Annotated in this window: 22 protein-coding genes and 1 other RNA gene; 6 read left to right on the top strand and 17 right to left on the bottom strand. The window is 44.3% G+C overall.

The window, feature by feature from the left end:
- Positions 1-108: 108 nt before the first annotated feature.
- The 14 genes from galE to ACOV1R_RS09535 all read right to left on the bottom strand — a co-directional run bounded on the left by galE (position 109) and on the right by ACOV1R_RS09535 (position 10375).
- Complete coding sequence (gene galE, locus ACOV1R_RS09600; protein WP_016510980.1) at positions 109-1104, bottom strand: UDP-glucose 4-epimerase GalE; 996 nt, start codon at positions 1102-1104, stop codon at positions 109-111.
- A 138-nt stretch (positions 1105-1242) separates the two neighbouring features.
- Positions 1243-2028 (bottom strand): acyl-[acyl-carrier-protein] thioesterase, encoded by a 786-nt coding sequence (locus ACOV1R_RS09595; protein ID WP_003640969.1) that lies wholly within the window; start codon positions 2026-2028, stop codon positions 1243-1245.
- A gap of 3 nt (positions 2029-2031) precedes the next feature.
- Complete coding sequence (gene rsmI, locus ACOV1R_RS09590; RefSeq protein WP_016510979.1) at positions 2032-2928, bottom strand: 16S rRNA (cytidine(1402)-2'-O)-methyltransferase; 897 nt, start codon at positions 2926-2928, stop codon at positions 2032-2034.
- A 98-nt stretch (positions 2929-3026) separates the two neighbouring features.
- Positions 3027-3374, bottom strand: coding sequence for a DNA replication initiation control protein YabA (locus ACOV1R_RS09585; protein WP_003640967.1), 348 nt, complete (start codon positions 3372-3374; stop codon positions 3027-3029).
- Positions 3375-3398: 24 nt separating this feature from the next.
- Positions 3399-4418, bottom strand: a complete 1020-nt coding sequence (gene holB, locus ACOV1R_RS09580) for a DNA polymerase III subunit delta' (protein ID WP_003640966.1) — start codon at positions 4416-4418, stop codon at positions 3399-3401.
- A 16-nt stretch (positions 4419-4434) separates the two neighbouring features.
- Positions 4435-4764 carry a cyclic-di-AMP receptor gene (locus ACOV1R_RS09575; RefSeq protein WP_003640965.1) on the bottom strand — a complete coding sequence of 110 codons (330 nt, stop codon included), beginning with the start codon at positions 4762-4764 and terminating at the stop codon, positions 4435-4437.
- Positions 4761-5426: a dTMP kinase gene (gene tmk, locus ACOV1R_RS09570; RefSeq protein ID WP_016510978.1), complete on the bottom strand. Its 666-nt coding sequence runs from the start codon at positions 5424-5426 to the stop codon at positions 4761-4763. The genes ACOV1R_RS09575 and tmk overlap by 4 nt, the downstream gene beginning before the upstream one ends.
- A gap of 397 nt (positions 5427-5823) precedes the next feature.
- The gene (locus ACOV1R_RS09565; protein ID WP_003640957.1) at positions 5824-6075 is read right to left on the bottom strand and encodes a YaaL family protein; all 252 of its coding nucleotides are present in this window, start codon (positions 6073-6075) and stop codon (positions 5824-5826) included.
- 14 nt (positions 6076-6089) lie between these two features.
- Positions 6090-6689, bottom strand: coding sequence for a recombination mediator RecR (gene recR, locus ACOV1R_RS09560; protein ID WP_003637790.1), 600 nt, complete (start codon positions 6687-6689; stop codon positions 6090-6092).
- 15 nt (positions 6690-6704) lie between these two features.
- Positions 6705-7013: a YbaB/EbfC family nucleoid-associated protein gene (locus ACOV1R_RS09555; RefSeq protein WP_003640956.1), complete on the bottom strand. Its 309-nt coding sequence runs from the start codon at positions 7011-7013 to the stop codon at positions 6705-6707.
- A gap of 21 nt (positions 7014-7034) precedes the next feature.
- Positions 7035-8732 carry a DNA polymerase III subunit gamma/tau gene (gene dnaX / locus ACOV1R_RS09550; protein WP_003643940.1) on the bottom strand — a complete coding sequence of 566 codons (1698 nt, stop codon included), beginning with the start codon at positions 8730-8732 and terminating at the stop codon, positions 7035-7037.
- A gap of 385 nt (positions 8733-9117) precedes the next feature.
- Positions 9118-9204: signal recognition particle sRNA small type (gene ffs / locus ACOV1R_RS09545), an RNA gene on the bottom strand.
- 53 nt (positions 9205-9257) lie between these two features.
- Complete coding sequence (gene tadA / locus ACOV1R_RS09540; RefSeq protein WP_003640954.1) at positions 9258-9764, bottom strand: tRNA adenosine(34) deaminase TadA; 507 nt, start codon at positions 9762-9764, stop codon at positions 9258-9260.
- A 2-nt stretch (positions 9765-9766) separates the two neighbouring features.
- Positions 9767-10375, bottom strand: coding sequence for a class I SAM-dependent methyltransferase (locus tag ACOV1R_RS09535; protein WP_003640953.1), 609 nt, complete (start codon positions 10373-10375; stop codon positions 9767-9769).
- A gap of 222 nt (positions 10376-10597) precedes the next feature.
- Here ACOV1R_RS09535 and ACOV1R_RS09530 point away from each other — a divergent pair, with 222 nt between their 5' ends.
- The 4 genes from ACOV1R_RS09530 (at position 10598) to ACOV1R_RS09515 (ending at position 14827) form a co-directional block, all read left to right on the top strand.
- Positions 10598-10828 (top strand): redoxin NrdH, encoded by a 231-nt coding sequence (locus ACOV1R_RS09530; RefSeq protein WP_003640952.1) that lies wholly within the window; start codon positions 10598-10600, stop codon positions 10826-10828.
- Between the two features lie 138 nt (positions 10829-10966).
- The gene (nrdE, locus tag ACOV1R_RS09525) at positions 10967-13132 is read left to right on the top strand and encodes a class 1b ribonucleoside-diphosphate reductase subunit alpha (protein ID WP_128485085.1); all 2166 of its coding nucleotides are present in this window, start codon (positions 10967-10969) and stop codon (positions 13130-13132) included.
- 27 nt (positions 13133-13159) lie between these two features.
- On the top strand, positions 13160-14170 hold the full coding sequence (gene nrdF, locus ACOV1R_RS09520; protein ID WP_003640950.1) for a class 1b ribonucleoside-diphosphate reductase subunit beta: 1011 nt from the start codon (positions 13160-13162) through the stop codon (positions 14168-14170).
- Positions 14171-14251: 81 nt separating this feature from the next.
- Positions 14252-14827, top strand: a complete 576-nt coding sequence (locus ACOV1R_RS09515) for a TIGR00730 family Rossman fold protein (RefSeq protein ID WP_003643936.1) — start codon at positions 14252-14254, stop codon at positions 14825-14827.
- Between the two features lie 174 nt (positions 14828-15001).
- Here ACOV1R_RS09515 and mprF read toward each other — a convergent pair whose 3' ends face one another.
- Positions 15002-17605: a bifunctional lysylphosphatidylglycerol flippase/synthetase MprF gene (mprF, locus tag ACOV1R_RS09510; RefSeq protein ID WP_016510976.1), complete on the bottom strand. Its 2604-nt coding sequence runs from the start codon at positions 17603-17605 to the stop codon at positions 15002-15004.
- Between the two features lie 303 nt (positions 17606-17908).
- Between mprF and ACOV1R_RS09505 the strand changes: the two genes are divergently transcribed.
- Together ACOV1R_RS09505 and ACOV1R_RS09500 are read left to right on the top strand one after the other, a co-directional pair.
- Positions 17909-18577: a hypothetical protein gene (locus tag ACOV1R_RS09505; RefSeq protein ID WP_021357290.1), complete on the top strand. Its 669-nt coding sequence runs from the start codon at positions 17909-17911 to the stop codon at positions 18575-18577.
- Positions 18578-18589: 12 nt separating this feature from the next.
- Positions 18590-19567, top strand: a complete 978-nt coding sequence (locus tag ACOV1R_RS09500) for a DNA/RNA non-specific endonuclease (RefSeq protein ID WP_003640946.1) — start codon at positions 18590-18592, stop codon at positions 19565-19567.
- A gap of 658 nt (positions 19568-20225) precedes the next feature.
- Here the strand turns inward: ACOV1R_RS09500 and ACOV1R_RS09495 are convergent.
- Complete coding sequence (locus ACOV1R_RS09495) at positions 20226-20600, bottom strand: type II toxin-antitoxin system PemK/MazF family toxin (RefSeq protein WP_068874386.1); 375 nt, start codon at positions 20598-20600, stop codon at positions 20226-20228.
- 38 nt (positions 20601-20638) lie between these two features.
- Positions 20639-20905 (bottom strand): AbrB/MazE/SpoVT family DNA-binding domain-containing protein, encoded by a 267-nt coding sequence (locus ACOV1R_RS09490; RefSeq protein ID WP_063486137.1) that lies wholly within the window; start codon positions 20903-20905, stop codon positions 20639-20641.
- Positions 20906-21224: the final 319 nt, after the last annotated feature.

Below are 21224 nucleotides of genomic sequence, written 5' to 3'. Positions count from 1 at the left end.
GTGCCAAGGACTCAATCCTGACATGCACCTTTTTTGACGACCACAAAAGCGGCTTTGAAATCTATTGACGAGATTTCAAAGCCGCTTTCAATTATCAGCTAACCGATACTAGTCACGATCATCGTAGCCATTGGGATGCTTCTGCGTCCAAGCCCACGCTGTTTCAATAATATCGTTAACATTGTCATAATTTGGTTGCCAACCTAGCACGTCACGCGCCTTATCACTCGCCGCAACCAATGAGTCTGGATCACCAGGCCGCCGTGGCGCTAGCTTAGCTGGAATTGGTTGCCCGGTAACTTCACGAGCAGCCGCTAACATTTGTTTGTTAGAGAAACCAGTTGAAGAACCCAGGTTAAAGGCATTACTTTCATTTCCTGCAGCCAAGTACTTCAAAGCCAAGATATGTGCATCAGCTAAGTCGATAACATGCACATAGTCACGCACATTCGTCCCATCCGGCGTATTATAGTCATCGCCGAAGATTTTAAGTTCATCGCGTTTTCCTTGCGCAACTTGTAAAATGATTGGAACCAGATGTGTTTCGGGGCCATGATCTTCGCCAATACTGCCATCTGGCTTGGCACCCGCAACGTTAAAGTAACGTAACGCGACAAACTTAATGCCATAGGCGACGTCCGCCCAGTGCATAATCTGTTCCATCATTAACTTGCTAGCGCCATACGGGTTGATTGGTAACTGTGGATCAGTTTCTTTAATTGGAATCTGCTTAGGTGTCCCATAAGTAGCGGCCGTTGATGAGAAGACGATTTGCTTCACATCATGGGCCTGCATCGTTTCAAGTAACGTGATCATCCCACCAGTATTGTTATCAAAGTACTTCAGTGGCTTACTCATTGATTCTGGTACGATTGAAAAGGCAGCAAAATGCACGACAGCTTCAATATCCTCAGTATCAAAAACGTGATTCAAAAAATCCGCATCCCGCAAATCACCCTGATAAAACTTGGCCGCCGAATTAACAGCAGCACGGTGTCCCGTGACCAAATTATCAACGACCACGACGTCCGTACCGTGTTCTACTAACCGATCAACCATGTGAGAACCAATGTAGCCAGCTCCCCCTAAAACTAAAATTGACATAATGAACCTCCCCTGTATGGATGTATTAATCATAGCATACTGAATCGCTAGCGACTCTAATAAAAACGTGCGTTCTAATCGACCAAGTCGCTCATGACCACATCATTAACACACTAGTGTAAATACCAACCCAGCAAATTACTGAATCGGCTCTGGTAAAGTCCGCCATTGAATCGTGACCTCACAACACTTCTCATCATCAACTTCGATCAAATGACTCGTCGTGACCTGATCGGCCACTTCGCTCGGTAAGATGTTCGCATGAGCAGTCACCGTTTGCCCGTACTTGACTTCATTTTCATAGCGAACGTCAACGTGAACTAAATCATGTTGAAGCAAGAACGTCGCGGGTAGCGTATCTACGAGCCAATCAAAATAGTGTGCATTATTAACATGCCGGTTGGGATCAATGTCAAAGAAGCGGACATGGTACGGCTTCGTAATCGTTGTATCGGTCGCTTCAAAACTAATCGGTCGTGGCAAGCGCGGAATGCGCTTGACGACTTCCGACTGATACGGCGCGACCAGTTCTGGTAAAATTTTTACGATTCGCCGGGTCGTTTGACTCATCATGACCCAGATACTCGTAATATAGGCCAACTGTTGACCATCTGCGTCCCGAATCCAAAATTCACGGTAAGCAAAATATGGATTATAAGCACTACCCCGAACGGCAATCGTAACGACTTCGTCTTGGCGGGGCATCCGTGTAATATCGATGGCATATTGCGTGACGACCCAACCGACACCATGGCTTTGCACCATTTCCGTCGTTAAACCAAGGGCGTCGCTTTGATCCTCTGATGCCAGTACGGCAATATCAATTAATGTCGTTAAGGTTGCGCGACCAGTGCGGTCACATTCATAATACGTAATCCGGTGCTGTTCACTGTAAAGACTCGCATTTGCGCCTAAAGTTGCCATTCATCAAGACTCCTCATCGTTGGTATTTAGTTCATGAAACTGATTATAAACGCTTTGCCGGGGAATATTCCGTCGCTTCGCAATCGTCTTAATGGCCACGTTGGGCTTATCTCCGGCTGCAATCAACGCTTCGACTTGGGCTTTGACTGGCAACTGTGCCAATTCGTCCATTGTTTCTGGTTCATCCTTATCCGGATTACCACCGATCAAAAGGACAAATTCGCCCTTTAACTGATGATCTTGCGCCCACGTCACCATTTCAGTCAAGGTTCCGCGCGCAAACTCCTCGTAACGCTTAGTCAATTCCCGGCACGCCACAATTGGCCGCGTCCCTTCACAGACGGTCGCTAGGAGGGTCAAGGTCTTGGCAACACGGAATGGCGATTCGTACAAGACCACCGTTTCATGTCGCCGAGCCAATTTAGCTAAATCAGCTTTTTGTTCGTTCTTCTTACGCGGTAAAAAGCCGTAGAAATAAAATGGCTGTGGCACTAGGCCAGAAGCAATCAGCGCAGTCAGGCCGGCATTGGCACCTGGTAGTGGCACGACTGGAATATTCGCGGCAATGCAGGCTGCCACAAGTTCTTTGCCGGGATCACTGATTGACGGCATCCCCGCATCGCTAACTTGTGCTAAGTTAACGCCCGTCTGTAATTTTTCAATTAACTGGGGAATCCGTTCTTGGGTGTTATGTTCATGAAAGCTAATTTGTTTCGTTGTAATTTCAAAATGATTCAATAACTTTTGGGTATTCCGGGTATCTTCTGCGGCAATTAGGTCAACCGTTTTAAGCGTCGCCACTGCCCGATAAGTCATATCCTGTAAGTTGCCAATTGGCGTCGGTACTAAGTACAAGGTCCCGATACCCGCATGATCTGCAAAACTTTGTTGTGTTTCCAAAACGTCCTCCTAACAATCCTCTCGACCGTGACTTGTTCCTATGAGTGACTCGTGGTGAAAAGCACAAAAAGTCTGGGACTACTCCCAGACTTTTTCGACTATGCGCGTTCACGTTCACCATAAATGACTTCCAAACAAAAAACGCAGGATTCGTCATCGTCACGCCGTTTGCCGTAAAACTGGTTGCAGACGTGGAAGCCCTCATCATAGAGTTTTTCCAAGTTTTGCCGTGACTTTGAGAGCGTGGTCGTGCTAGCCGCTTTTTTCGGCAATTCATTTTCAATTTCGACCATGTGTTCACGTAAATGTTCATTTTCAATGACCAATTCCGCGTTTTTCTCTAACACCGTTGTCATATCGGCGCGTAACTTAGCCATTTTGTCTAGCATTTGTTGCATCTGTTGTTCCATCTCACCGAAACTATCGTATAAATCACGCTTATCCACGCGCTCACCCTCGTTTTCCTTTATTTAAGCGTTTGTTTGAAAAATCGGCCATAACTTTAACGTTAAGCCTTCTAAGACATTTTGAAAACTAATATTGCTAGCTAGCTGGCGCTTGGCCGTTAAAGCTAGTTCTGTCGCCGCAATCAACTGCTCATCGCTGACTTCAGCCGTTAACCCGGCCAATTCTTTTTGGTACTGACCAAAGGTTAACGCTGTCGTTGCCACCTCAAAATGTAATTGCAATAGATCTTGGAACAAGGCCGCAATTAAATCCAACATAACCAGCTGATGATCAGCGTCCTTAGCCAAACCAACTAAATTGACCTGCACAGCCACAAAACTCCGTGGATCACCCTTAACAGCCTGGTCAAACCACCGCCACAATGCTTGCGCAGCTTGTGGTAACCAATCATCCGCTAGCAACGCCTGCGCCTGGGTCACGCTATTTGTCAGGCCCCGTAACATCTGCGCTTGGTTTGGCGCAATCCCGGCCTGTTCAAACGTCTGCTGTAACGCCTGCGCATTTAATGGTGGGAATTCGATCACCTGGGTTCGTGAAATAATCGTTGGTAGCATCAGTTGCTTATTAGTCGTTAATAACAAGGCCGTGACGTTACCACTTGGCTCCTCAATAAACTTCAATAAGCTATTGGCAGCACTCGCTGTCATCTTCTCCGCATCATTAATGATGAACAGTTTCCGGTTACCTTCGACCGCACTCTTAGAGAATTCAGCTTTTAAGTAACGAACCTGATCAACGTGAATTCGCTGACCCTCGGGAGCCACTGTCACAATATCAGGGTGCGACCCATTAGCAATCCGGACGCACTCCTCACAAGTGCCATCTGGTTCACCATCATTAATATGCAGGCAGAACAACCGTTGCGCAATCCAATGGGCCAGTTCTGGTTGTCCAGCGCCTTCCATCCCCGCGAATAAGTACGCGTGGGCCAGATGGTTCTGGGCGATGATGTGTTTAAATGCCGCTAATAAGCGGGGCTGTTTCGCCGCTAACGTTTGCGCAAATGACTCGGTTGTTGCCATTAATAATCATCCTTCATTAAAATTGGTGAAATTGTTCAATTGGTAGAACAAAGACCGTGGCGCCACCGACTTGAACTTCAACTGGATAGGCAGCTGCGCCATCCATCGTCACGTCTAGATTGACTGGTGGTGTCATAAACTGTTCCCGCGCATGACTCGTTTCTTTAATCATGGCTAAAACTTCATCCACACGGTCATCATCAATACCGATCATAAAAGTGGTATTACCTGAACGTAGGAATCCCCCCGTCGTTGAGAGCTTCGTGGCCCGAACATTGGCTTCAATGAACTGGCTGCTCAACCGGTTACTGTCCTTATCTTGAACGATTGCAATAATTAATTTCATTGGTCTTCCCCTCCCTTGGATGCCACATAAGCCGGTAACTGTGACGCCATAATCTCTAAGGCCTGCGTCACAACTTGGTCCAATGGCTGACTTGCATCGACGCGCTTGATACGGTCAGGATGATCAGCCAGTAATCTCAAATACGCTGCTTGCACCCGGTGATGGAAACTTAAGGCTTCCACGTCCAAGCGATTAATTTCATTTTGGCGATGTTGTTGAATGCGGTTTAATCCAACGGCAGCATCTACGTCAAAATACAACGTTAAATCTGCGGTTAGCCCCGCGGTCGCGAACTGATTCATATCATAAACCGCTTGTTCCCCAATACCACGACCAGCCCCCTGATAAGCGACCGAGCTATCGATGTAGCGATCACACAAGACAAGTTGGTCGTTCTGCAATGCTGGTTGAATGGTTTGGACGATATGTTGTCGCCGTGCTGCCGCATAGAGTAACGCTTCCGTACGGTCGTCCATCGCCGTATTATGACGGTCTAAAATGATTTTTCGAATTGCTTCTGAGATTTGATTCCCGCCCGGTTCACGCGTCACAACTAAGCGATCCCCTAATTGTGGCTGTAATTTGGCCACAATCGCGTTTAAAGCTGACGTTTTGCCGGCACCGTCTGGCCCTTCAAAAGTAACTAATTTTCCTGTCAACATTCCCAATCCCATCTATTTTCTTATATGTAGCAATTGTACTTGATTTTTGAGTACCTGTCTAATACGGTTACCACTAGTGAGGGTACTTTTTCACGATTTTTACGTGGGTCGGCTACTACCAATTGTGGTTTTGATGATTTATTCGGTGAATTGCTAAAAAGTTATTAGGTAGTACTACCCACGATTGATAAATACCGATTTTAGTTTGTTATTCATTAGTAGATACACATCTTCTATTCCAATTGCCGCACCTAGCATGTCTTAATCACAATGCATGACAGATTAACTGGTAAAATAATGCTAGGGTTCTAAATCAAAAACGCACGCCGTAGATTTACAAAAATCAACGACGTGCGTCTTTATTTTGAAACAAGTTATCTCTTAAATCACTAACAGTCTATTTATCAATGACCGAGCGCTGAATCGTCTGCCCATGAACTTGACGTAAACGTGCTTCACGATACAGATATAAATACTTAGCACGCGCTAAGGCGGTCTGCGTAACTAGTTCACTCGTATTATTATCATAAACCGCTTCTTGGTTCTGCTTCGCACGGTCCCAGTCCAACTTAGCGGCATTCAGGGTCGACAATAACTGTTCATCAAAAACTTCCTTGGGATGCTTGATCTTCTGTTTACGTTTAAACATGGTGGCACCTCCAATTACATTTCTTGGCGACCTTCAACGGCTTTGAATAAGGTCATTTCATCCGCATATTGAATATCACTACCAACCGACAAACCGTGCGCCAATCGGGTCACTTTGATTCCCGCCGGCTTAACTAACCGCGAGATGTACATCGCTGTTGCTTCACCTTCAGGCGTAGCGTTGGTGGCAATAATGACTTCCTTGATGGCTTCATTTTGCTGTAGCCGTTTCAATAAACTGGCAATGTTGATATCTTCCGGACCTTTGCCATCAATGGGTGACAATACCCCATGTAAGACGTGATACAGCCCGTTGTATTCCTTAATCTTTTCCATTGCCATGACATCCTTGGCCTCTTCAACAACCAGAACGGTGCTTTGATCACGCGACTTATCCTTACAAATCACACACGGATCATCTTCGGTGATATTACCGCAAATACTACAAAAATGCAGGTCCCGTTTGGCCGCAATCAGCGACTTAGCGAACTCGGTGACGTCATCACCGTTCATATCAATTGTATAAAACGCCAGCCGCGTCGCAGTCTTGCCACCAATGCCGGGCAACTTCATATAACTATCAATCAACTTAGCAATTGGTTCTGGATACTGCATGTACTTACCTCGTTTTTACTGTAATCCCTTAGTATATTTTCCCATTGTACTTTGTGTCTGTTCATCGACCTTAGTCAATGCGTCGTTCACCGCAGCAACGACTAAGTCCTGTAACATATCCACATCATCAGGATCAACAGCATCAGGGTTAATCGTAATATCCTTCATCTTCTTATCACCAGTAAAAGTGACTTTGACCATGTCGTCTGGCGCCGCACCCGTGAAGGTTTGTTCATTTAAAGCCGCTTGTTCGGCTGTCATTTGCGCCTGCATCTTCTTCATTTGTTTCATCATACTTTGCATATTGCCCATTCCACGCATCATAATTATCAGTTCCTTTCGTCTTTAGTCCGGCTGTACTTCAACTAAATCACCGAACATATTCTTAGCTTCTTCAACGACCGGTTCTTTGGCCGGTGCTTGTTGCTCTGATGTTGCACCTCCTGGCTGGTGAGTGGCCAAATAATCCTTACGAATTTGTGGCCACTGTTCTTTAGGCACACAGACAATCTTGGGTGCCTGTCCCATCAGCCGATCCAAACCATTTCCGAGTGCATCGATCAAGGTCTGGTCATCAATCGCTTTTTGATAAACAAACGCATAGTCAAACGCAACCACAACACCTTCTGAACTGGCCGCAACTGGTTGGGCCACGTGCATTAGGGCCCGCTGCGTCACACTCAAAATATTCATCAAATCAGTCCAAACATCGCGCACCTTAATGAGATCATTCTTCGTTGCCGCTCCCAGAATAGGATAAATCTGACTGACATTAACCTTCTTAACAACCGGGCCATTACTCGACCGCGGCTTAGCCGGTGCAGGTTTAGTGATACTACCACCTTGAGAACGTAACGTTTTGACCTCGCTTTGCAACTGTTCAACTTGTTGTGCCAGTTTATGCACAGTGGGATCTTCAGGATTGACCGTTGCCGCAGCTACCGGTTGAACGGCCGCTTGACCATCCAACTGAGCTAGCTTGACCGTCAACACTTCTAAATAAACGTCGGGGTGCGTCGTGAACCGCATTTGTTGTTGAATATCGTTCAACGTCTTGACCATTTGGTACAGGACTTCAGCATCGATTTGCTTGGCAAATGCTTCAAATTGTTGATCATCCTCGCCCATCGCCACACTATCGACCATTTCAGGGGCCTGTTGATAGAGTAACACGTCACGCGTATAACTGATCAAATCTTCAATGAAACGGTTCGCATCTTTACCTTCTTGTAAGATTTGTCGCATCGTCTCTAGTGCCGGCTTCGTATCATGGTCGGTGACCTCACTGACATAGTTAGCCAGCAACTGCTTGGTCACACTTCCCGTCACCATTAACGCATCATCCAACGTAACCGTGTTATCCCCAAACGAAATTACTTGATCCAGAATACTTAAAGCATCCCGCATTCCACCTTCAGCAGCCGCTGCAATGACGCGTAGCGCTTTTTCATCATAGGTCACATCCTTCTCATTGAGGATGTACACCATCCGATCGTAGCTATCCTTAGCCGTAATCCGCCGAAAATCAAACCGTTGCGTCCGTGAAATAATCGTTAATGGAATCTTATGGGGCTCCGTTGTCGCTAAGATAAATATAACGTTAGCCGGGGGTTCTTCTAGCGTTTTGAGCAACGCATTAAACGCGCCAGTCGATAACATATGAACTTCATCAATAATGTAGACTTTATAGTCCGCTTGCGTTGGAGCATACTTCGCTTTGTCCCGAATATCACGAATCTCTTCCACGCCATTATTAGAAGCCGCATCAATTTCGATGACATCATTTAGTTGCCCCTTGGTAATCGCCGTACAAGTCTCACATTCATTGCAAGGTTCCCCATCAACAAGATGGTGACAGTTAATTGCCTTGGCAAAAATCTTTGCTGCCGACGTTTTCCCAGTTCCCCGGGGACCGGTAAACAGATACGCATGACTCGTCTGGTGGGTCATAATGGCATTTTTTAGTGTCTGGGTAATCATCTGTTGCCCGACAATCTCATCAAAGCGTTGGGGACGCCAAACCCGATATAGTGCCCGATACATGCGATTCTTCCTTTCTTACATCAGTCATACTTTGGTTATCATTACTTATTATAAGCCATTGTTTAAACGTCCTGAACAGTTAGCTTCCTGGTTGTGCTGCTTCCACTAACGATCAGTGTCAGTTATGCAAATTAAGCATCTAAGCGCACTTGCCAACGAGTCGATGCCCAGGCCTTTAACCACCTTTGTTAGGCGTTTGGTTATTCCTTCAACAAGCAGTGGCTTTAACTATCAGCCTGAAAAGCATCACCCAAATAACGTATTACTACTATAATAATAGGTAAATAAAAATAAACCAACCTATCAGCACGTTCAAAACTAGCACTCAATATTTAATTTAAATAAAAAGCTCTCAACCGAATGGCTAAGAGCTGTTACATTTCATAAAAACAAAAGGCACAAGATGAAGCAAACTTAGTGCTGCTTCCTTCCGGACCTGACACGATTCGTAAATCCACCCTTGCCTTTTGGCCTTGCGGCAAATACTATAATACATGATTTGCGCCACAATTACCAGCCATCGGCCTAATTTTTTTCAGCAGCTTCACGTCGTGCTTTTTTAGCCGCCTTTTTCCGTTTACGAATCCCACGGAAGAAGTTTTCCAACATCTCGCCGGCCGGACGTGCCAAGATGCGTTCATGAACCGTTACTTGATGATTTAACCGGGTATCATCCATCACCTGATACAAACTACGAACGGCGCCAGCCTTGGGATCACGGGCACCAAAGTAGAGTTCAGGTAGCCGTGCATTAATAATAGCCCCACTACACATCAAACATGGTTCCAAGGTGACATATAGCTGACAATCGGCTAATCGCCAACTATGCAAATATTCGCAAGCTTCCTGAATCGCAATAATTTCCGCGTGCATCGTTGCATCCTGACCATGCTCCCGTAAATTGTGACCACGGCCAATAATTTCACCCTGGTGAACGATCACGGCCCCAATCGGCACTTCGCCAATTAAGTAGGCCATCCGCGCTTCATGTAATGCTTCTTGCATCCAGTCTTCCGCTGTTGGTTCCGTCACGACTATCCCTCCTTTACACTTTGTAGGATGTAATACCCTTTGTCCTTCTTAATCACCTGACAATTACCAAAGGTCGTTTGCATCAATTTCTTCGCAGATGGTGCGCCCTGCTTTTTCTGTAAAACGACGGTGAGTGTTCCACCAACGACTAGCCGTGAAACGGCCCCCGTTAACATCGCATCCACCACTGCCTTACCTGCGCGCACCGGTGGGTTGGTGACAATCGCCGCGTAATTAGTCGCGGTCACTTGTTGATAGACATCAGACGTAAAAATATTGGTATTCGTAATTTGGTTCAAAGCAACATTTTTACGCGCTAAGCTTAGCGCTAACTCGTTCACATCGACCATATCAACCGTTCGTTCGGGTGATTGATACGCGAGCGCCATCCCAATGGGACCATATCCGGTTCCCAAATCTAGCATTGGGCCCGCTGGCAAATCAGTTGGATCAAACGCTGCAAGTAGTGTTCGTGAGCCGTAATCCACGGTACGCTTGGAGAAGACACCGTTGTCCGTCGTAAATTTAAACGAGTGATTAAAAATTTCAAAATTCCATTGCTTTTCATCATGCACAATATCCGGATTGTGTGTATAATAATAGTTGGTCATATTTATTTTCCTCTAAATTTCTGGTCTATATCTATGATAACTGATTCAGCGAGTGAACCACAAATAATTTAAAAAACTTTTTAGTCGGTTAAAAGCTGACACTAACACAACATCTAGGACTTGTGATTTTTACCACACCCTAGATGTTGTGTTTTTTGATTGTTTTTTTCACCACATGTTGTATACTAAATTTATCAGAAAAACGAGTTAGGATGATGAAAAATGAAAAAAGTTACTGTATTTACTAAAAACAACTGCATGCAATGCAAGATGACTAAGAAGTTCCTCACGGCGCACAATATTGCCTTTGAAGAGAAGAACATCAATACGAATCCTGAATACGTCGATTACCTGAAGAATCAAGGTTTCCATGCTGTTCCGGTCGTTGAAATCAATGGCGAAGACAGCATTGCCGGCTTCCGTCCGGATGCTTTAAAACAATTAGCTGTTTAGTTTGTTCACGCTTTTTTGCGTGGTTACATAGCTGGTTTACCCTTTAAAATATGATAAACGACCCACAATCATCAACCTACTGATTGTGGGTCGTCGATTTTGCCAGCCACAATTATACTGATAGAAAGAGGATTCCTTATGACCTTAAAAGATTTAAAAGACGTCACGTATTACGACTTAAATAATGAGATCAATATTCCCGTTAACAATCAGATTCCGCTCAACAAGGATCAGGAGGCACTTGCCGCTTTCCTTGAACAAAATGTTGAACCGAACACGATGAAATTTGATAGTCTTAAGGCGCGCTTTGACTACCTACGTGAACACGACTATTTGGAAACCCCTGCCATTGATAAGTATGATTTTAGCTTTATCGAAAAACTTTACGATTACTTGCGGTCGCAAGACTTCCACTTCAAGACGTTTATGGCGGCTTACAAATTTTATGCCCAATACGCCTTAAAGACGGATGATGGCGACTATTACTTGGAAAACTTTATTGACCGTGTGGCAATGAACGCCCTCTACTTTGCTGATGGTAATGAAGACTTGGCGATGGACCTGGCCGACGAAATCGTTCACCAACGTTATCAACCAGCCACCCCCAGTTTTCTCAATGCTGGCCGGGCCCGGCGTGGTGAATTGATTTCTTGCTTCTTGATTCAATCGACCGATGATATGAACTCAATCGGCCGGACGATTAACTCCGCGTTACAACTTTCTCGGATCGGTGGCGGGGTCGGTATTAACCTCAGCAACTTACGGGGTGCCGGTGATCCAATCAAGCATATCGATGGCGCTGCTAGTGGGGTCGTACCCGTCATGAAATTATTAGAAGACAGTTTCTCCTACTCTAACCAATTAGGTCAACGTCAAGGTGCCGGGGTCGTTTACCTTAGTGTCTTTCATCCAGATATTATTGCCTTTCTTTCTGCTAAGAAGGAAAACGCCGACGAAAAGATTCGGCTCAAGACGCTTTCACTCGGTGTCACCGTACCCGACAAGTTTTACGAGTTGATCAAGGCTGACGCTGATATGTATCTCTTCAGTCCTTACGGCGTTGAACGCGAATACGGGGTACCGTTCTCATATGTCGATATCACCAAAGAATACGACAATATGGTTAAGAACCCGAACATCCGTAAAACTAAGATCAAGGCGCGTGACCTTGAAAATGAAATCAGCAAGTTACAACAAGAATCTGGCTACCCATACGTCGTCAACATTGATACCGCGAACCGCGAAAATCCTATCGACGGTAAAATTGTGATGAGTAACTTGTGCTCAGAAGTGATGCAAGTGCAAACCCCATCATTAATTGATGACCAACAACAGTATGAGAAGTTGGGAACTGATATTAGTTGTAACCTTGGTTCGACTAACATTGTTAACTTAATGGCCTCTCCAGACTTTGGACATTCTGTTGAAGCCATGGTGCGCGCGTTAACTTTTGTTACTGACCACTCTAACGTCGACGTCGTTCCTTCCATCCAAAAAGGGAACCGTCAAGCCCATACCATTGGGTTAGGTGCCATGGGGCTCCATGCCTTTTTCGCGAAGAATCAGATGGAATACGGCAGTAAAGAAGCCGTTGACTTTACCAATATCTACTTCTTACTCTTAAACTACTGGACCTTAAAAGCTTCTAACGAAATTGCGCGTGAACGTCACGAAACCTTCGTTAATTTTGAAAAATCCAAGTATGCCGATGGTTCTTACTTTGACAAGTACACCACCCAAGATTGGCAACCAAAATATGACAAGACCGCTGCACTGTTTGACAGTATCTTCATTCCAACCAAAGCTGATTGGGAAGACCTCAAAGAAGCCGTTATGCGTGATGGTCTCTATCATCAAAACCGGATGGCTGTCGCCCCAAATGGGTCAATCTCGTACATCAACGATACGACTGCCAGCCTACACCCAATCATCAACCGGGTCGAAGAACGACAAGAAAAGAAAATTGGTAAGATTTATTATCCCGCTCCTTACCTATCTAATGATACAATTAACTATTATAAGTCAGCATACGATACTGATATGCGTAAAGTTATCGATGTCTATGCGGCTGCTCAACAACACGTTGACCAAGGAATGAGCTTGACCCTCTTCATGCGGTCAACTATTCCAGCTGGCTTATACGAATGGAAAGATGGTCGCACTGATAAGATGACCACGCGGGACTTAAACATTTTACGGAACTACGCCTACCGCAAAGGGATCAAATCGATTTATTATATTCGGACCTTTACGGACGACGATGGCGAAGTCGGTGTTAACGAATGTGAAAGCTGCGTAATTTAGTATCTTAGATCTCTAGGAGGATAACAAATGGCAACAGACTTGGCTTACTACCAAAAACTGCTCAGTAATGGCAACTATAAGGCAATTAACTGGGATCGAGTTTCAGATGCAATTGATAAAAGTACTTGGGAAAAGTTAACCGAACAATTTTGGTTAGACACCCGGATTCCAGTTTCCAACGACATGGCAGACTGGCGTGAATTAGATGATGATCACCGGTGGGTCGTGGGACACGTTTTCGGCGGTTTGACGCTGCTGGATACGTTACAATCACAAGACGGTCTGCAAGCACTTCGCCGCAACGTCTTAACCTCACATGAAACGGCCGTATTGAATAACATCCAGTTCATGGAATCCGTTCATGCAAAGAGTTATTCAACAATTTTTGAAACATTGAATACGCCGGACGAAATTAATGAAATTTTTGACTGGAGTGACAGTGAAGAATTCTTGCAAGCAAAAGCCCAATGGATCTACAAGCTTTACGATAACATCGACGAAGATCCATTGAAGCAAAAAGTTGCGAACGTCTTTTTGGAAACTTTCCTGTTCTATTCTGGTTTCTATACGCCACTGTACTACTTGGGCCACAACCAATTGCCAAACGTTGCCGAAATCATTAAATTGATTTTGCGGGACGAAAGTGTCCATGGCACTTACATTGGTTATAAGTTCCAATTAGGCTTCAAAGACCGTTCTGAAAAGCAGCAGGCAGAATTTAAAGACTGGATGTTCGATTTCTTATACAAACTCTATGAGAATGAAGAAAACTACATTCATTTAGTTTACGATCAAATTGGTTGGTCTGATGAAGTCTTGACTTTTAGTCGTTATAACGCCAACAAAGCCTTGATGAATCTCGGCCAAGATGCCCTCTTCCCAGATACTGCGGAAGACGTTAACCCGGTCGTCATGAACGGGATTTCAACGGGGACTTCTAACCATGACTTCTTCTCACAAGTTGGGAATGGTTACCGCTTGGGTCAAGTTGAAGCAATGCAAGACACCGACTACGATATTGGTAATCCAGACGATTAATCAACACGTTAGTTCACAAAAATGCGGCGCCTATCCGGGCCGCATTTTTGCTAGAAAATTTTATCTTGGGGGTAGTTTAGAATGGCAATTCATAATATCTGTGTTTTTTGTGGGTCTAATTCTGGTTTAGATCCCGCATTTAGTGAGAAAACGGTGGCACTCGGTCAATACTTGGCCGCTAATGATTACCAACTCGTCTATGGCGGTGGCGACCATGGTTTAATGGGGAAAGTCGCCAAAGCAACTATGGATGCTGGTGGCCGCGTTATCGGGATCATCCCGCATTTTCTGGTCGCAAGAGAACTTGCATTTAAGGACGTCACGACTTTTATCGAAACGCGCACGATGACCGAACGCAAGGAAAAGATGCTTCACCTCGCTGACGCCTTTATCGTTTTACCTGGCGGGTTTGGCACCTTTGAAGAATTCTTACAAATGTTATCTTGGAGTCAAATGGATATTCACCAAAAGCCGATTGCGCTCTACAACATCGACGGCTTCTACGACGATCTAGTCGCCATGCTACAAAAGACCGCCGATTTAGGGTTTGCCCCCGAGGCTAACCTCGACCTATTCATTAATGGGCATGATCTTGATGAAATTTTCGCTGGTTTCCATGATTTCAAACATGTGTTACCGCCTAAGTATACGAACTAAATAATCTAGCCTACGCAAAACAGCTCTAGTGCTTCTGCCACAATTAGTTCAGCCCTCATCATATTAGTCGGCTGAATTCTAAAGTCATCATAAAATGCCCCATCATTGCTTCTCGCAGTGATGGGGCATTTTGCTATGTCATTAACGATACTTACTTTATGACATACTATTCAGTTATTTCAATCGTTTCAACAACCATACTGGCCGGTGCCGCTCAGACTTGTGTACCCGGGTATTAACGACTTGTAGCAATTGTAAAATGGTGAAGATTAGTGAATTACGTTTTCGGTACGCAATGTACTTCGGTTCCCACTCAGTCACATACTTCTCTTTGTACGACCGTAATCCCTGAAAACCATATAACTGGTAGCCATATTCGTAAATTAAATGAGCAATTTTTTCTTGAATAAAACTGTAGCGTGAAACCCCTACACCGGATAATGGTGCCATTCCCATATTGAAATAAGCATAGCCATCGTCACGCGCCTGTTCAAATAGGTGCACAAAGACCGTGTCCATAATGCCGGATGGCGCCGATTTGCTTGACCGCATTAAGTCAATTGAAGTCGTCTGATGATTTCCCTGCGGCATAATATTCGCAAACGCGACAATTCGGTGGTCAGGATCATAAACGACCGCTACGGGTGCCTGATTGAGATACTGCTCATCAAAAAATCCGAGCGAGAATCCTTTTTCCGTCTCACCTGCTAACCAACTATCCGAAACGGCTCGTAATTCAGCCATAACGTCGGCACTGAACGGTGGCTGCAAGATGGTAAACTCATAGTGATCACGGGTAAACTTATTCATTAGGGCCCGCTCACCCCGTAGCCGTTTACCAGCCAAACTAAAGTCTGCCAATTTAACGTGCCCTTCTTCACCAGTTTTGATAAAGTCAAAGCCCATTTCGTGTAGGCGCATCGTCAGCATCTCACTAATTTCGTAAAAGACTAGCGAGCAACCGTCACTATCTGCGTCATCCAATAACTGTTCCAAGGCAGTTTGTAATACCGCTTGATTACCGAATGGCTCTCCCATAATAATCAGTTTATCGGCCTTCTGTTGGTATAAGAAAATCAGTTGATCGACCCCATCGACTTGATAGTAATATGCTAACTTATCATTCAAATAAGCCAAGTGTGAGATTTCATTGCCGCCATAAGTTTCAATCACTTGTTTGACCCGAGCCGCATCCATCTTTTGACGTAATCGGGCGTTATAACCACTCGCAAAGTAGCGGTACATAATAATCAAAATCATTGCCGCTAAGACTAACCCAATCACTCCAAATAACCAGAGCTTTTGTGATGGGAAGAACAGAGCTTCAGGAACCGCATGCCGATGATGAATTTGGGGCGCGTTATAGACTCCCACAATCGTATACAAGATAAAGGTCACCACATACACGCAGCTAACCCACAACGTTTGCCCCCACGAAAAAGCCAACCGATCACGATAATAAGCATGCCGCGACAAAGCCACTAGCGCTAGAATCACAATCAAGAAAATCACAAATTTCATCGAAATTGCATCATAAACGACGAGCCAGCGAATCGTATTCAAAATTGCAATCAGCAGGACAATCACCGTTGGCCAAAAAGCTTTTTTGACCCGGCCAGCAGTTCCCAACGCCACCCCAATCAGTAAGAAGGCCATAATAATACTGCTGGCCTGATTGATAAAGAAAAAGGTGTACGGATAAAACTGTAAGAAGAGTTTATTGTTATATGCAAAGTTAGGGACCGTTGACATCAACAACATCAGAAAACCAGAAAAATAGAGAAAAACCGTCAGTACCATCTGAGCAACACGTTGTAATGCCTGCTTAGGAATACCCGCTAAGCGCACGTTTAAGCGATGGCCGGTGTCATGGATGAATAAGACCAACCCGATGGCAAACGGGATAATATAGTAGAATAACCGGTAAAATAAGAGCCATGCGACTGCGTCTGGTCGAGAAACTCCGACCGCACCGAGGCCAAAAATCATGAAAACGTCGAATGACCCAATACCACCGGGTACCATTGACACTTCACCGACAACCGAAGCAATCACGAATAACGGCACGACCGCTGCAAAATCAATGGGTAATCCCATAAAGTTTCCAATTAATAAGAAGAACAGCACACAGCCAGTCCATTCACCAAACGACCCACTCAATAACCGAACGACGTTGCCGAGCGTAAGGCCATCGAAGAATTCCGAATCGTTGACTCGTGTAAAAATAAAGATGGCTGGAAAATACAGTGCACCACCGACGAGCCAGATCCAGTAACTGCCATACATGTTCCCAATGCCAAAGCCATAGACTAGCACGAGTGAAATCATACAATATAATGACAATCCCGAAACTAAAAACAAAGCGATCTTGGAAATGGCAAACACGATTTGTTTCTTAGTGGCTTCGCGATTATAAAAGTTAGCACGCAGTGAGGCGCCCAGCACGCCCCCAAAACCACCGATATTCGTAAATGTATTGGTGATCCATCCAGCTTTTAAGATATAGCCAAGTGAATAGTGGTTGGGTAAAAACTTTGTAATCATGACGTCATACGTCAGCATTGGTGTCACTGCGATAATACCAATCACGACCATGCTTAACAGATGCCACCAGCTTTGCGAAGCAAGCGCATTCGCCAACTGCGCGCCACTGACTTCCTTCGCAATTTTGCCGACTTCCGTAATCACAAATAACAGGACAGAGAATACAAATAATGCTTTGATGATCCCCATGCGTTTATTGAGTGCCGTCCCGATTTTCTGTAACGTTGCCTTCAAAAAAATTCCCCCATTGGTGTGTTTGTTCTATTATCGCAATCTTAGCCTGTTTATACAACCGTTATAGGTCGTTAATAACCCCCACAGGTCTGATTTGTCGCCGTATTAAGCTATGAACATTTTAAATATCTACTACTAAATTGTTCCGAATGGGTGTTAGTAGTTAGCACTAATTATGATTAATTGTCGAAATTAATACCAGCATAAACCAATATTAATTGATTTTTAGTTACCAAACTTGCTTTACCAACCTTTACCGTTTATGTATAATTAAAGTGATACATAAATAAGGAGGAATTTCTTATGCACCATGCAAAAAAACTCGTCGTTGCACTAACGAGTCTACTCATCTTAACCGGCTGTACCACTGGTAATCAACAAGCCGCCAACCATACCAGTGTCAAAACCAAGACGGTTCGGGTTGAGAAACGGACTGCTGCTAATAAAGCCGCCTGGGCAAAAGCAAGGGCCGCTAGTCGGGCTAACGCGGCCTCAGCCAAAGCTCTTAGTTCAAACACGACCCAACTCGCAATTGCAACTAGTCAGGCTAAGCGTCAATCCGAACAACTAAAAGCAAAACATGACGACGCAATGGCATCATCAAAATCAGCGTCACAGGCTGCCGCCAAATCAGCTGCTAGTGAAGCGGCCGCACAATCACGCTCCCAGTCAGAAGCCCAGTCCGCTTCGGCCGTCGCAGCCGCTAGCCAATCTAAGCAAGCGGTCAAGGCCAGCAGTCAAGCAGCTGCTCAAAGTCAACAAACTCAAACTAGTACCGCAACCACGAGTCGGCAGAATAATTTTTCTGGCGATACCGATACCGCCCAAACTGGACGCATCGTGGGTAACCGTAATTCCAAAATTTATCACGTTGAAACGGATCAAAACTACCGGATGGCCGGTAAAAATGCCGTTTACTTTAGTACGGAAGACGCGGCGCGGGCCGCTGGTTTCCGTAAGTCATTTCGATAGGAGGATCACTTCATGGCATTGATCGGCACCATCTTATTATTTGCAACCCTGTACTGGTTCTGGCGCTTACATCGGCGCTACCGTGGGCGTCAATGGTGGCGGCATAGTTGGCCGGCCATTATCGCATTGCTCGTCAGCTTTAGTATTCTCGGCACATCTGATGAATCCACTCAGCCAACTGTGAAGACAAAGACCGTTACTAAGACCCACTTAGTAACGGCTAATAATGACAAGCAACTGACGGCACTTCAAGCTGCCAATCGTGCTTCTGCTAGCAGCTTAAAGCAGGCTGCGAAAAAACTTTCGAGTAGTCAACAACATATTGACAAGCTCAAGGCTACGAACAAGCAAGCTGGCGCAACTTCGACAACAGCACCAACCAAGGTCAATTCTGACCATAACCCAAGTAACAATGCGTTGGCTAGTAAAACTTACAACGGTCAACAAACGATCACGATTAATCAGAATCAGCCCGCATTTACCGCTAAGGAGCTCAGTACGAGTCAGGGTGCCTGGCAACAATATGGCAATTTAGACTCACTTAACCGGGTGACGGCTGCTAATGCCCTCTTAAATCAGTCACTGATGCCCAAAGCTGAACGTGAGGCCTTGAATGTTCGACCAACTGGTTGGCATAACAAACGCATCAGTAGCGGTTGGCTTTACAACCGCAGTCATCTGATTGGCTATCAATTAACGGGGCAGAACAACAATATCAAGAACCTCATGACCGGAACCCGTTCTTTGAATGACCCTGAAATGACGACCTATGAAAACCAAGTTGCGGCCTATTTGAAAGAAAGTCCGAAAAACTACGTCCGCTACCAAGTGACCCCCATTTTCAAAGGTAACGAATTGTTAGCCCGCGGTGTTCAAATGCGTGGTCAGTCAGTTGGTAGCAATACTGTTAGTTTTAATGTCTATATTTTCAATATCCAGCCCGGTATGACCTTGAACTATACTGATGGCACTAGTCAGGTCAGTCACTAACGATCATTGATCATCGTATTCAGCCTATCACGCAGCAGCCACAAAAGTGATAGTGCCCTGTTGACCAGAAGTTCAACCCAAGTGAAATTTTAAAACAAGCCCAACAGACGTACTATGCGACGTTCTGTTGGGCTTGTTTTGACTTGCTTAATCCAATACGGTTACGCCTCTAACGCCAAGTCACCGTAATCATACGGTGGTTGATATCAAATTGCACTAACACTTAGCCTAAGTATAAATTCTCAGTAATCGTTATATGCGTGGTCATGCACGTGATGATTCACACCAAAGCCACATTCAGAGATAAAAAAAACCACACCCCATAGTAGGGTGTGGTCTGATGACGTTCCGTTAAGTAAATAATTACTTAAGGGTAACAGTATTATTTGCTTCTATGACAGTAGTTTAACAGGGACTGTACCAGAACCGTACCAGAATACAGTTAAAATAAATTTTTATTATATTGCCGGTGCTTCAAATTAACAGGCTTACGCTTGTTTAGGTAAAGAAAGAACATAGCCAGTGTAAATTATGATCTATTGATATTACACTAACAAAATTAAACTTGCTAATAAAAAAAAAGTATGAGAAGATAATCTTGTCAAGGAATTATCTCTCATACATATGCTAAGCGATATTCAAATGGATATCGCTTTTTTTATTGCTGAAATGTCTCGTTAATCATAGTTTGCACCTTTTTTAAAATATCCGGTGGACACATTTCAATAAATTCGGGATTACGCTTACTCAAGTCAAGCGTTAATAAATGCTCCGTTAAAACACAACCCCTGGTAGTAGTGCGACTATCTAAAGGCAGGTGTAAGGGGAAGTTCTTAGTATTAGTCGTAATGGGTACCACGTGTACTAATCTGCTTACTTTCTCAAAATCTGAGATAGATAGCACTAGTACTGGTCGTCGTCCATCCTGCTCATGCCCCCTCACTGGACCTAAATCTGCCCAAATAATCGCTCCACGTTCGAAATTTTTTTCCAATTCAAACACCTGATTCCATTTATTTTTTTGCCCAAACATCAATAACTCCCAGCATGTTTGGGCAAGTGTTTTTTTGGTTAAAAAATTTCATTTCCTACTGGGTCACCCCAGTCAAATTCAGCTTGATCCTGACTAGCCAAATAATCATGTACATCGAACCCTGCAAACCGTTGCATCAATCGTGACTCTTCCTTTTGTGGTGAAATCAAAATCTTGCCATCCTCTACAGAGATTTGAACTGGCGTATTAATTGGGTTAACAATTCCAATCTCTTTGAGGATTGACTTTTTTAGTCTGATTCCTTGCGAGTTGCCTAATTTAACAATCTTTGCGGATAACAACATAATAATCCACCCCATTCTAAAACTTTATTGTTGAAAAGCATATAAACGACTTAATTTTCACCTTCACAGACATAATGTATTCCTCCTAGACAATAATTGATACAAAATTAGTATACACCCCCTGTATACATTATGTCAAAAAGTCTTATCTTACATATAAATCAAAAATTCCAAACTGTCCAATTAAGGTCAGTGTGGGATTTTATTGTTTTGTCTAAAATTACAACTTTCGTAGTTAAAAATTAATTTTTGCTGTTGCACCAGCATTCTCTCATCATTACAACACTTATACAATGAAAGCATAAATTTCACAACAAAC

Origin of the sequence: Lactiplantibacillus sp. YT640 (assembly GCF_049745435.1) — a bacterium.
Taxonomy (GTDB): domain Bacteria; phylum Bacillota; class Bacilli; order Lactobacillales; family Lactobacillaceae; genus Lactiplantibacillus; species Lactiplantibacillus plantarum.
The sequence above is the reverse complement of the archived record's forward strand: the minus strand, read 5'-3'. Positions and strand labels throughout refer to the sequence as shown.

Coding starts and splice junctions, on each gene's coding strand:
- ACOV1R_RS09595 (WP_003640969.1), bottom strand. CDS start 2,028: ATGGCAACTTTAGGCGCAAATGCGAGTCTTTACAGTGAACAGCACCGG.
- dnaX (WP_003643940.1), bottom strand. CDS start 8,732: ATGTATCGGGCACTATATCGGGTTTGGCGTCCCCAACGCTTTGATGAG.
- nrdF (WP_003640950.1), top strand. CDS start 13,160: ATGGCAACAGACTTGGCTTACTACCAAAAACTGCTCAGTAATGGCAAC.
- ACOV1R_RS09565 (WP_003640957.1), bottom strand. CDS start 6,075: ATGTTTAAACGTAAACAGAAGATCAAGCATCCCAAGGAAGTTTTTGAT.
- ACOV1R_RS09500 (WP_003640946.1), top strand. CDS start 18,590: ATGGCATTGATCGGCACCATCTTATTATTTGCAACCCTGTACTGGTTC.
- ACOV1R_RS09575 (WP_003640965.1), bottom strand. CDS start 4,764: ATGAAATTAATTATTGCAATCGTTCAAGATAAGGACAGTAACCGGTTG.
- nrdE (WP_128485085.1), top strand. CDS start 10,967: ATGACCTTAAAAGATTTAAAAGACGTCACGTATTACGACTTAAATAAT.
- tmk (WP_016510978.1), bottom strand. CDS start 5,426: ATGTTGACAGGAAAATTAGTTACTTTTGAAGGGCCAGACGGTGCCGGC.
- galE (WP_016510980.1), bottom strand. CDS start 1,104: ATGTCAATTTTAGTTTTAGGGGGAGCTGGCTACATTGGTTCTCACATG.
- ACOV1R_RS09505 (WP_021357290.1), top strand. CDS start 17,909: ATGCACCATGCAAAAAAACTCGTCGTTGCACTAACGAGTCTACTCATC.
- ACOV1R_RS09535 (WP_003640953.1), bottom strand. CDS start 10,375: ATGACCAACTATTATTATACACACAATCCGGATATTGTGCATGATGAA.
- ACOV1R_RS09515 (WP_003643936.1), top strand. CDS start 14,252: ATGGCAATTCATAATATCTGTGTTTTTTGTGGGTCTAATTCTGGTTTA.
- ACOV1R_RS09530 (WP_003640952.1), top strand. CDS start 10,598: ATGAAAAAAGTTACTGTATTTACTAAAAACAACTGCATGCAATGCAAG.
- ACOV1R_RS09495 (WP_068874386.1), bottom strand. CDS start 20,600: ATGTTTGGGCAAAAAAATAAATGGAATCAGGTGTTTGAATTGGAAAAA.
- holB (WP_003640966.1), bottom strand. CDS start 4,418: ATGGCAACAACCGAGTCATTTGCGCAAACGTTAGCGGCGAAACAGCCC.
- ACOV1R_RS09555 (WP_003640956.1), bottom strand. CDS start 7,013: ATGATGCGTGGAATGGGCAATATGCAAAGTATGATGAAACAAATGAAG.
- recR (WP_003637790.1), bottom strand. CDS start 6,689: ATGCAGTATCCAGAACCAATTGCTAAGTTGATTGATAGTTATATGAAG.
- ACOV1R_RS09490 (WP_063486137.1), bottom strand. CDS start 20,905: ATGTTGTTATCCGCAAAGATTGTTAAATTAGGCAACTCGCAAGGAATC.